Consider the following 11,642-nt stretch of genomic DNA (forward strand, 5'->3'; position numbering starts at 1 on the left):
GCGATTTATAGAGAGGCTTCTCCAATTGCCAATGGGCGTTAACGTTTCGTTAACCAAAAAGGATTTGCCGGACCCGTAGAATCGGGAGTACTAATAACGCTTCTAGAGACCCGTTTGCGGCAAAAGCGTTATTCCCGGAATCCAGCGACATGAACATGACGACCTCCATAGAGGACCTCGATTTCGGGCAGGAAATCCTCCGCCAAGGAGAGCTGATTTCCGACAACCTCAACATGCTCCGGCTTGAGCAGTATCCTCCGGATGCCCAGAAGGGGTTGCGATCCTTTTCGCTAGCTGAAGTTGCGGATTACCTCGGCGTCACACAGAACCATATTAAGAAGCTCCATCTGGAGGGCAAGGGTCCCGTGCCAGCGACGACGGCAACGGGTCGTCGCACCTACACCGCCACGCAGATGCTGGAACTTCGGCATTTCCTGGACAAGAATGGTCGCAGTGATTTCAAGAAGTACGTTCCACACCGGCGGGCAGGAGAGAGCCTTCAGGTCATTTCCGTAGTCAACTTCAAGGGCGGCTCCGGCAAGACGACCACGACTGCTCACCTCGCCCAGTATCTCGCGCTGACCGGCCACCGCGTTCTCGCGATCGATCTTGACCCGCAGGCCTCTCTGACGGCGCTGCATGGCATCCAGCCCGAACTGGACAAGAATCCATCGCTGTTCGAGACCCTTCGCTATGACGAAGGGCGAAGGCCGATCAGCGACATCATTCAAAGCACGAATTTTCCGGGCCTCGACATCATCCCTGCAAATCTGGAACTGCAGGAATATGAGTACCAGACTCCACTGGCTGCGACGAACAAGAGCTCCCCAGAGGGGAAACTTTTCTTCACGCGCATCTCAAGTGCGCTGAAGGAGGTTGAGGACCGCTACGACGTCGTCGTAATCGATTGCCCTCCCCAGCTTGGTTACCTGACCCTGACTGCCCTCACGGCATCGACCTCCGTGCTGATCACCGTGCATCCGCAGATGCTGGACATCATGTCGATGAGCCAGTTCCTGCTGATGCTCGGCGGCATTCTGGATTCAATCCGCGGGGCGGGAGCGAAAGTGAAACTCAACTGGTTTCGATACCTCGTCACCCGTTACGAGCCTACCGACGGGCCACAGGCCCAGATGGTCGGTTTCATGCAGGCGATGTTCTCAACTCGCATGCTCCAGAACCACATGCTGAAATCCACGGCAATCAGTGATGCAGGCATCACCAAGCAAACGCTTTATGAAGTTGAGAAAAGCCAGTTTACGCGCACGACGTACGACCGTGCTCTGGAGTGCCTCAATGCCGTAAACGGCGAAATCACTGCGCTCGTCCACAAGGCGTGGGGGCGGCGCGCATGAATTTTTTGACAGCCGTGCAGAATGGTAAAAAGCTGAATTCCTTCGATGTGTTAGGGGAAGGGTAGGGCCAATGGCGAGAAAACATTCCCTTCTGGTTCGGGGACCCGGGGACGCGGAACTGCTGACTGCCGAGGCGGGCGCACGCTCGGAATATACAAGGCGCGGTGCATCGCGTTCCATGCTCCAGTCCCTTGATGAACTCGCCGAGAATTCAATGCGCATGCTGGAAGGTGAGACGGTGGTCTCTCTGGATCCTGAGCTGCTGGAGGGTTCATTCGTTGCGGACCGGATCGGCGATGACGAGGCAGATTATGCGATCTTGCGAGAGGCAATTCGTCAATCCGGCCAGTCCACGCCCATCCTCGTTCGCCCGCACCCGGAGACGCCCGGGCGTTATATGATCGTTTTCGGTCATCGGCGTGCACGGGCTGCCCGTGATCTCGGTATGCCGGTCAGGGCAGTGGTCAAGCCCCTTGAAGATATCGCTCACGTCGTCACGCAGGGACAGGAGAACACGGCTCGCTCGGACCTGACCTTTATCGAGAAGGCGCTGTTCGCCGCCAAGCTCCTCAGCAGCGGGATGAGTAAAGATGTCGCCAAAGCGGCGCTGTCGATTGATGACACGTTGCTGTCGCGCATGCTGTCGGTTGCTGAAACCGTACCAGCCTCGGTGATTGAAGCCGTCGGCGCGGCAAAGGGAGTCGGCCGAGATCGTTGGGAAGAGCTGAAAAAGCTGATTCAGACGCCTGCGCAGGCAGCGCGCGCACAGGCAGTCCTGACGTCGGATGAATTCAAGGAAGCCGCGGTTGAGGATCGCTTCAATCATCTGCTTGCCGAATTGAAGACTGCCCGGCGTCCGAAACGGAAAGAGGGAACGCCCTCTGTACGCCGGTTCGAGGTTGCTGAAAAGGCGGTTGCCGTTTCCACCCGCAGTTCGAGCAAAACGTTCACCATCGAGCTTACCTCGAAGGATGCCAGACATTTCGGAGCGTTTGTCTCCGAACAGCTTGAAGCGCTCTACAAAGCGTTCCAGGCCAAGCAATCAGATACAGGAGACTAGACCGCAAAAGAAAAAGGCCCCCAAAACGTCGCCGCCGTGGAAGCCCTTCTCGATGTGTAGCAACTAGAGAATCGCATTTCCCGGAATCGCAGTCAAGAGTCTTTGGCACCGTTTTGGTGAGCGATTTCTTTTGCCTTATTTAAGGCTTTAGAGATGCAAACAGGAAATGTGACGACGCCCTTCGGGCGGCGGCCGGCGAAGCTTTCGCTGGTGAAACGGCAGATGGAAACGCCGGATACGAACACCGGTCGCCCGGTTGATAAGTGGAAGGTGTTTCGCGATGCCTGCGAAGCGAGGGAACGCCTTGGTCTGCAGGACAGGGCGCTGACGGTGCTTGATGCGCTGCTGACGTTCTATCCGGATGCTGAACTCAAGCCGGATCAGGGACTGGTGGTTTTCCCGTCGAATGCGCAACTGTCTGTCAGGGCGCACGGGATCACGGGAACGACGCTGCGTCGGCATCTTGCCGCGCTGGTCGACGCCGGGCTCATCCACCGTCGCGACAGTCCGAACGGCAAGCGCTACGCCCATCGCGACAGCGGTGGCGAGATCGAGGAAGCGTTTGGTTTCGATCTTTCTCCTCTCGTGGCGAGAGCCGCGGAGCTTGCAGCGCTCGCCCAGGCCATTGCGGCGGAGCGCCTTCGGTTGAAGCGGTCGAAGGAGGCGCTGACCATCTGCCGCCGTGACGTCCGCAAACTGATCTCCGCGGCCACGGAGGAGGGGGCCGACGGCGATTGGCAGGCCATCGAAAACATGTATGTGGGCCTCATCAGCCGTCTTTCACGCAATCCTGACCGTCTCCTGGTGGAGTCCGTGCTCGATGACATGCAGCTTTTGCGTTCCGAAATCCTCAACCTATTGGAAGGTCTCCTTAATTCGTCAAATACGGATGGCAATGCTGATCAAAATGGCTGCCACATACAGAATTCAAAACCCGATTCCATCAATGAACTTGAACCATGCTCCGAAAAAGAGCAGGGCGGAAACGCCGAGCCAGATCTGCCAACGCCGGTGGTTGCAACACCGGTCGTCAAACCTGAACAGATGACGGTGTTCCCGCTGGCCATGGTGCTGAAAGCCTGCCCGCAGATTGCCGATTACGGTCCGGGCGGCGCGATTACCGGTTGGCGCGAGCTGATGGGCGCGGCTGTCGTGGTCCGTTCGATGCTGGGCGTCAGCCCCTCGGCCTATCAGGAGGCGTGCGAGGTGATGGGGCCGGAAAATGCCGCGACCGCGATGGCTGCAATCCTTGAGAGGGCAGGGCATATCAATTCGGCTGGCGGCTATCTTCGCGATCTGACGCGCCGGGCGAGGGCAGGGGAGTTCGGGATGGGGCCAATGCTGATGTCACTGATGCGTGCCAATGCGAGCCGTGATCGGCGGACGGCATGAGCGCCGGAGCGTATGGCTCTCAGGCATCACTCCATGAGCCGAGCGGCCCTGCCGCTGCGCCTTGTGGCGCTGTTATAGTACTCGCTTGCCTGCTGGACGGAGCGATGCCGCGACTGCTCCATCGCTTCCGGCAGGGGAATGCCGCGATTGGCGGCTTCGGTGAGATAGCCGGAGCGAAGGCCATGGGCGGAAAACTCCCGTGGATCGAGACCGGCCATGGCGGCGCGCTGCTTGATGATGTCGGTAACGGCTTTCGGATCGAGCGGGTGCCGGGAGAGATTGCCCCAGCGATCGATGGCCCGGAAGACGCTGCCTTTCTCGATCTTCGCAGCCATGAGCCAGCTATTCAGTGCATCGACGGGACGGCCGCTGAGATAGACGACCTCGTCCTTGTCGGCCCGACTGGTCTTGGTGCGACCGAGATGGATGGAGAGCGAGGGCAGGGGAAGGGCGCCATCGATCGGGATCGGCTCCTCGGCCTGCAACTGCTCCATCCTGAGCCCGGCGATTTCGCTGCGGCGTCGACCGCCGGAGGCAAAGGCCACCATGAGGATCGCCCGGTCTCTCCTGTCGCGCAGGCTGTCGGAGCGGCAGGTGGCGAGAAGCTTCGACAGGATGTCCCCGGTCACGGCCTTGGCGCTCTTGCGCTTTCGCGGCCTCGGCGTCGCGCGGACCGCCAGACGAAGGGCGGATTTGAGGGCAGGGGAGGCAAAGACACCCTGAAGCCCGCGCCATTTGGTGAGCGTCGACCAAGTGGCAAGCCGCCGTCTCACGGTGTCCGGCGCATGGGGACCTGGCGACCGAAGGCAGCCCTGCATCCGCAGGCTCTGCTCGACATCGGCCGGCATGCCATGGTCCGGATCGATCTCGCGCTGGTCCGGCTGCCACAGATGATGGGCGACGAATTTCAAAAGCAGGGCTTCGGGCGCCGGCCAGGCGAGGGCGTCACCGGTCGCGGCAAGCGACCAGGCCTCCAGATAGGCGAGATCAGAGGTCAGCGCGCGCAGTGTGTTCTCGCCCATGCCCTCGTTGACGAGATGGCGCAGCGTTTCGATGTCCTGGTCGGTGAGCAGCGCGGCCAGCGCGTCGCGCCGGTCCATAGGCAGGACGGAGGCGATGGTGTCAAGTTCTCCAGCTCTGCGATCAACGCTGGTTCGGCTGCCACGAGTCATGCCATTGACGATGCTGGGTGCAGTTTAAGGTCCGTCTGCCCAAAATCATGGCCCTTGAACAACAGGGGCGCCTTGGCAACTGCTGCTACAGCGTAGGAAAAACAATCACCCATATTCAGGCTGGCCGGGTGGCGTCCTTTGCCATATCGGTCTAGCGCTGCTTCAGCCGCACGATAGTGCTTCTCATTGAAGGCGACCGGCACGATGTTCGGTGCGTCAACGAACCGGGAGACGATGTCTGCGGGATTGGAAAAACCCTTGGCTGTCAGAACCGTTCTTGTTTCAAACAGAGTGGGCCAACCGATAACAATTTCTTCTTGCCGTAGGACCGACTTGAAGGTTTCGGCTTCCGGCTCTTCCAAGACGATCGCGACAAGAACCGAGGTATCGATCGCAATCATATTGGAAGGCCATTTTCATCATAAAGATCATCATGCGCAGACGTGGTGCCAGCCGGAACATCGCGGCGGCCCTCCGCTGCAAGTTCCCAGACAGCATCGAGTGGATGCTTTTTATCCTGCTGCCTCAATTCTACATCGTAGCGCTCAAGCGCCAGCTCCACGAGCCTATTGATCGGCTGGCCGGTGCGGCGTGCAAGCGCATGTGCCAGGTCACGCGCCTTGCTGCTGCGGATGGATAGCTGGGGTTCGGACATCGCTTTTCTCACCTTTTTGATGTGCCAAACATAGGCCTTCTGAACGGAGATGGCAACGTATCTGGCTGAGACATCTCATCTCCGATAAGGATTACTTATCGGAAGTGAGACGTCGTCTCGACGATAGCGCCCAATGACGGACGCTAACTATGAGATAGCGTCCGTTTAGCAAATCATTTACCATAAATTCAATGCGTTACGATTTGTCGAATTTGCCCATCACAAGCCTGCTGCGACCGATTTCGGACACCGCATCCGTTCTGTCGCGCCTCGACGAGCGGATCGCCCGCTCGCCTGTCGGCGTGGGCTGGATCGAACGCATGCACTTCACTGATGCCTGTGCCTCGCTGTGGATCGATGGCGAGCTCGTCCACCTCGAAGACCTGGTGCTGCACGACGCCGGCGCCGACATCCGCGCGCCGACCCATGAGTTGACCGTCGCCCGCGACGTGCTACGCAGCCGCCGGCGGATTGCAGCCCAGCCCTCGGGGTGGGCGCTCAGCCCTGACGGCCTGCGCCGACTGCGCGGCGAGGGGAGCCTCGGCGACGAAACCGGTGAGGCGGCCACGCCGGAATTTGACCAGCCGGCCGAAATCGCTGCAGACCCGATCCGGAGAGGGGAGGGGGTGGAGCCGGACACGTCGGATCCGTTGGCCGCGGAACTGGCGTCGATCGACGCCGTGCTGGCTCGTTCCGACGCCGCGATTGCCGAGGCGAAGACGCCGAGACGGGGTGCGGCGAGGGAGAAGGAATCGCTGGTCTACGATCTCGATTGGGACGAGGATGAACGCCTCGAGGAGTGGCGCGCCGTCCTCAGGGAGACCGATGGTCTGCCATCGGTATTGCAGGCGATTATCGCCCTCGACGCCTGGAACGATCTGCAGGTCCTGCAGCACGCGCCCTGGCTGGGCCGGCTGCTCGCCGCCGAAACGCTACGGCACGCGGGTCTCACGGCAGCGGCCCACCTGGCCACGGTCAATGCTGGTCTCAAATCGATCCCCGTCGAGCGCCGCCGGCATCGCGCTCGCGACACCCGCCTGCTGGCGATCGTCCATGGCATCATCGCGGCCGCCGAGCTGGGCCTCAAGGAGCACGACCGGCTGACGCTCGCAAAACAGATGATGGAACGGCGCTTGGTCGGCCGCCGCGCGTCCTCAAATCTTCCCGGGCTGATCGAGCTCGTCATCTCGCGGCCGCTGGTCTCGGCTGGCATGGTCGCCGAGACGCTTAAGGTGACGCCGCGGGCGGCGCTCAGGATCGTCGAGGAGCTTGGACTGCGTGAGATGACGGGGAGGGGGAGGTTTCGAGCGTGGGGCATCTTGTGAAGGCTTGGAGGCGGCAGCATGGCAGAACCGCGGCAGGCCCCACCGTCGTCTCCCCGCCATGTCGGTCGGATTAGCCGCAGCTCAGCCGCGGCGTGTGAAATGGCAATCTGTCTTGGGCCGCCTCGATTTGCTGCCTTCAAGAATATCGCAGTTCCCAGTAGTTGCCGCATGTTCCTCGATGTATTAGAGGCGTTCGAAGGTCGGGCGGATTGGGGAAAACATGTCGGGAGAAGTGTACCTTGGCAACGGTCTTCCAGGCTTGCCGGAAGATCTGCTTCTGGCACGAGACCGCGGAGACGTCCTGTTCATCGTCGGAGCCGGTGCGTCCTATCCCGCCCCATCCTCCCTGCCTGATTTCGGAGGTCTCGTTGCTGACATCTATCGGAAGGTCGATCCGACAGTTGCAGCGGCCATCGAGATTGTATCGACCGTAAAGGACACGACTTGGGAAAACGTTCCCGGTATTCTTTCAGACGCACAACGCACCGAACTGAAGTTCTTTTGCCAACGCGAATACGACGTTGTTCTGGGAATGCTGGAGCGGCGTCTGGACGGCGATCCGAGCGAGGAAAGCACGATGCGACGAGCTGCGCGCGAGGTGCTGGCGCGTACGACCGCACCCAACCCGATCCACAACGCACTCGTTCACCTGGGGCAACGGTTCGGTCAGACACTCCTCGCGACGACTAACTTCGATCGCCTCTTGTCGGAGGCTGCCAAAAGCGAGCGGGTGACCGCCACGTCATTCGCGCTCGGCGAAATTCCCAATCCAAGCCGGAGGACGGACTTCGGCGGCATCCTGCATATCCATGGAAAACTTCGATGGAAGAGCGAGAAAGGGTCAGCACTCATACTGACTGATCAGGACTTCGGGGATTTCTACCTGCGGCGGCACCAGATTACGTCCTTCCTCTATGACGCGGCACGAATCTTTCATCTGGTTTTGGTCGGTTACAGCGCGAATGACTCGCCGGTCCGATATCTCCTCAACGCCATCGCCGGCGACGAACGGCACTTCAATGACCTAAAGCCTCGCTATGCCTTTGTCGGATGTGAACCCGCAGACGCGCGAACACCGACGGAATGGCGCGCGCGCGGGATAACGCCGATCCCTTATGATCGCGCCAACGGCCATAAAGCGCTCGGGGATCTGCTCGTGCGATGGGCCGACATCGTGCCGGGAAAGCGCAGTCGGGCATCGGTAAATGCCTATCTAAAGGAACTCTCCCTGCTCGATCCCGAGTCGCCAGACGGGACCGCCGGGCAATCATTCCTGAAATATTACGTGCGGCGCTCAACGCCGAGTGAACAAACCGATTTGGCAAAGCTCCTTTCTCAGAACGGCTGCTCGCCGAGGTGGCTTTCATTGTTAAACGAGACGATCCGGGAAACTGGGAAGGCACGCTGATATGCGCAGACCAAGGATATCCGACACTGGAAATCGTGTCCGTCAATCCACATGGGCCTTCGCGGATGGCCGCCTGGAAGATCTAGCCGTTATAGAGTGGGCGGCCAGCTTATCGACGGACCACGAGGCGGAACGCAGTTCGCTGCGTGATCTCTTCGATCACCGAGTGAAAGGCATTGCCGAACCCTATGCTTTGGCATGGCGTTGCGTGTTCGAATACTGGCAGAGGCCTGACGCTGACGACAATCACGAGAAATATCTGATCAAGCGCGAGCTCAAGCAGGGCGGCACGCAGCGAGAGATCATCCAGCTCATCGTCGAGGCCATCAGACCATCGCTCAAAATCGAGACATCAAAGCGATACCAAGCCCTCTCTGGCGAGAAACCGCCCGAAAAGCCGACGCTTCTCAGGCACCTCATTTGGGCATCGATCTCCAGCGGTGATCGCCTAACGCCGAACGATATCGGTCTCGAGCAGATCTCTGATCGCAACTTTCTCTTCGAGCTGGCCGTGGCGCTCAACGCTGCCCTGCTTTCGGGGCTTAATCTCGCGCGCATGATTGGCTCCATTTCGGAAGCCATGGATATTACGAACTGGCAGGTGCAACGCGTCTATTACGTGCCGGCCGTCCAGTTTGTTGCCGGTGGCGGCGAGCCCGACAGGCACCGCGACGGTTTTGCGCCGGTGACGAAGCTGATGTTCGCAGTCACTGAAAAGCTTGCGTCCATCGATGCGTCAGCCGCACGGCGCGTCGTTTCCTCCTGGGATACCAGCGAATGGAAGCTCTACAGGCGCCTGTGGGCAGCGGCTGCGCGCAATCCGGACCTCGTTCCAGCCGACGACGTATCCACGTTCCTTGAGACGGTCGAAGACGTGGAATTTTGGCGACCGGGGACGTTTCCCGAAATCGCAGAGGTTCGCGCCGTGCGCTGGGGCGATTTTTCTGCGGCGAGTGTAGCGCGCTTGGAGCAACGTCTGTTGAAGGGGGAACCGCTAAAGCTCGTTCCGAAGTCCGTCGACAAAACTGACAGAGCAGGCTTTCGACAGCACCGTATTCGCATTGAGCTGCAACGCATTCAAGCGGCTGGAGGACAGCTGTCGAAAAAGGCGAGCGGCTGGCTGACCAAGACAGTTCAACAGCAGGGAGAGGGGCCGGAAGTCAACCTCACTTTCGGATTCAGCGAAGGCGTGCGCATGTTGCGCGGCGAACGCAGCACTCAACCGTCCTTTGACGGCATCCCAAGCCCGAAGTTGCTTGACGAGCTTGCCGGCATGATCGGGGACGGCGGCTGGGACGACCGAACCCAGCAAGCATCAGACTATATCGCGCAACATCCAAGCGACATTCTCACCTTGCTCGAAAAAGCACCAGACTCCGTCGTTTCGGCTAAGGTCTGGCAGGCCTTTGGCTACGGCTTCAGACCCTCCGATCTCAATACAGGCCCAGACACTGCCACCCCGGAAGACCAAGCAAGAATTCCGATTGCCGTTCGAGCCTGCCAAGCTATCGCCAATTTGGGACCTGTCGTGCTTAAGAGAGCAATAGACGGGCTCGCATCCTTCGCGAACGGTTGGGATAAACTGCTTCAGGACCGGGGCGAATTCATCGCCGCGTGGCTGACGCTCTGGCCGATCGCCGTGACCGCGACCAACGAGAATGCGGACGCCAGCCAACCCCTCGCCGAACGGGCCTATTCATCCCCGGTTGGCCAACTCTTGTTCGCACTGAGCGGTTGGCCTACCGTGCGTGCGGGCGATCAAGCCCTGGCCGCCGGCCCTTGGCCGAAGATCCTGTCTGCGATCGCCGAAGCGACTGGCGAAGCTCGCCTCGACGCCCAATATTTTCTGACCCGCGACATCGGATACTTCTATATCGCTGATCCAGTCTGGACCACGGCAAACCTCATAGAGCCCTTGAAGACGGCCGAGCCCGGTGGCGAGGGGGCATTGGAATTGTGGGGCGCGTTCGGATCAGGACCTCTGCCAGGACCCGAGGTCCTCATTGAACTTGCCGAGCCGCTTGTCGCCGCCGCAATCTCCAGTGACCTGCCGGCCCAGGTGAGGGCGGAACTCGCCCAACGGGTCATCCTTTCCGTTCTCTTCAGTGCCCGAGATCATCAACCGCCTCCCATCTCTATCAATCTTGCTCAGCAGGTGCTCAGGATGGGTGGCGACACGGTTCGTCGCGAAGCAGTCAGGGCAATGCATGAATTTCTTGAACACGGTGACGACGCGGAGATTGCCAGGCGCTTCGATTTGGTGGCATCGGTTTTCCGTGACGTCTGGCCGAAGGAACTCACGCTCAGCTCTCGCCAGGTTTCGGAAGGATTGGCAGAGTTGCCTGCAGCAGCCGGACCATATTATGCCGAAGCAGCCGAACTCGTGCTTCCATATTTGACGCCCTTCGACTGCTGGTCAATGTTCGACTACGGCGTTTTGGACAGCAATTCGATCGACGACAGATACGCTGTGATCAACGATCGAACGAAAGCCGCAGCTTTCCTCGCAATCTTGGACAAGACGATCGGCAGCGAGGAGGACGCGATTGTTCCAAATGGGCTAGAAGGCGCTCTCCTTCACATCGCCAAGCTTGCTCCGAGGCTCGAGAAGGATGTTCGGTTTCAGAGGCTATTGACTCTGAGCCGCCGCTAGGATTTCGCGCCTTCCGTACTCCCCCGACATCGACGCTCAGCGCCCATTGTACCGCGAAATTTCTGAAATCCGAGGATCATTGTCGTCTGGTTTGGTATCGGTGCCGATCGCTATCCACCGCAACGCAAGAAGCCGCCGGTTCGGGAGAATTTATCTGAGCGCCTAGCCGGACCCTCTGGGGTGCGGAAAGACGCCAAGTCATTTAAGCGATCCCCGGCGGCATGCACCAGGACGACGATCATCGCCCTCGACAGCACGCCCTGGCTCGTGCCGGTTGTTTGGCGCCTCGATCCTGCGTGAAGCCGGCACCACCACCGGCGCGCACCTTGTTTGAACGGAAACTGGACGGACGGCGGGCCTCTTTAAAATTGCCGGAGCTGGTGGAGCTCGTCTTAGCGACTGCCGCTGGTGTTGGCGGGGATGGTGGCAAAGACGCTCGACGTTGCGTCGCACGCACCGCGGCGGATCGTTTTGGAGCTTGATCTGCGCGAGATGACGGGCAGGGGGAGGTTAGGGCGTGGGGCGTATATTGATGCGATTCTGCCCGGTTGCACTGCATTGCCGGATATTGCAACGTCAGGTTATTCTGTAAGCTATCCAGGCAGTCGAATCGATTCCCCAA

General features: G+C 59.8%; 9 protein-coding genes and 1 pseudogene. 7 read left to right on the top strand and 3 right to left on the bottom strand.

The genetic code is table 11. The features are described 5' to 3' along the window. Positions 1–149 precede the first annotated feature (149 nt). From repA to repC, 3 genes are all read left to right on the top strand, one after another. Positions 150–1,355, top strand: coding sequence for a plasmid partitioning protein RepA (repA, locus tag F3H41_RS16950; RefSeq protein ID WP_149739874.1), 1,206 nt, complete (start codon positions 150–152; stop codon positions 1,353–1,355). Positions 1,356–1,425: 70 nt separating this feature from the next. After that, entirely contained in the window at positions 1,426–2,415 is a 990-nt protein-coding gene (gene repB / locus F3H41_RS16955) for a plasmid partitioning protein RepB (protein ID WP_149739875.1), read from the top strand. 153 nt (positions 2,416–2,568) lie between these two features. After that, a complete protein-coding gene (gene repC / locus F3H41_RS16960) occupies positions 2,569–3,807 on the top strand; it encodes a plasmid replication protein RepC (RefSeq protein WP_149739876.1) in 1,239 nt (412 codons plus the stop codon). A gap of 26 nt (positions 3,808–3,833) precedes the next feature. Here repC and F3H41_RS16965 read toward each other — a convergent pair whose 3' ends face one another. From F3H41_RS16965 to F3H41_RS16975, 3 genes are read right to left on the bottom strand one after another with little or no spacing between them, the layout of a single operon-like run. Next, positions 3,834–4,979, bottom strand: coding sequence for a tyrosine-type recombinase/integrase (locus tag F3H41_RS16965; protein WP_149739877.1), 1,146 nt, complete (start codon positions 4,977–4,979; stop codon positions 3,834–3,836). Continuing rightward, complete coding sequence (locus F3H41_RS16970) at positions 4,976–5,380, bottom strand: type II toxin-antitoxin system VapC family toxin (RefSeq protein WP_149739878.1); 405 nt, start codon at positions 5,378–5,380, stop codon at positions 4,976–4,978. Before F3H41_RS16970 ends, F3H41_RS16965 begins: the two co-directional genes overlap by 4 nt. After that, a complete protein-coding gene (locus F3H41_RS16975; RefSeq protein WP_149739879.1) occupies positions 5,377–5,634 on the bottom strand; it encodes a type II toxin-antitoxin system VapB family antitoxin in 258 nt (85 codons plus the stop codon). Before F3H41_RS16975 ends, F3H41_RS16970 begins: the two co-directional genes overlap by 4 nt. Positions 5,635–5,825: 191 nt before the next feature. Here F3H41_RS16975 and F3H41_RS16980 point away from each other — a divergent pair, with 191 nt between their 5' ends. From F3H41_RS16980 to F3H41_RS17000, 4 genes and pseudogenes are all read left to right on the top strand, one after another. After that, the gene (locus tag F3H41_RS16980; RefSeq protein WP_149739880.1) at positions 5,826–6,959 is read left to right on the top strand and encodes an RHE_PE00001 family protein; all 1,134 of its coding nucleotides are present in this window, start codon (positions 5,826–5,828) and stop codon (positions 6,957–6,959) included. Positions 6,960–7,179: 220 nt separating this feature from the next. After that, positions 7,180–8,367 carry an SIR2 family protein gene (locus tag F3H41_RS16985; RefSeq protein ID WP_149739881.1) on the top strand — a complete coding sequence of 396 codons (1,188 nt, stop codon included), beginning with the start codon at positions 7,180–7,182 and terminating at the stop codon, positions 8,365–8,367. Between the two features lies 1 nt (position 8,368). Further along, positions 8,369–11,020: a hypothetical protein gene (locus tag F3H41_RS16990; protein WP_149739882.1), complete on the top strand. Its 2,652-nt coding sequence runs from the start codon at positions 8,369–8,371 to the stop codon at positions 11,018–11,020. Between the two features lie 317 nt (positions 11,021–11,337). Beyond that, positions 11,338–11,553, top strand: a pseudogene (locus F3H41_RS17000) (helix-turn-helix domain-containing protein); the annotation flags it as partial. Between the last annotated feature and the right edge of the window lie 89 nt (positions 11,554–11,642).

The sequence above is a fragment of the Rhizobium sp. RU20A genome (assembly GCF_900155885.1).
Taxonomy (GTDB): domain Bacteria; phylum Pseudomonadota; class Alphaproteobacteria; order Rhizobiales; family Rhizobiaceae; genus RU20A.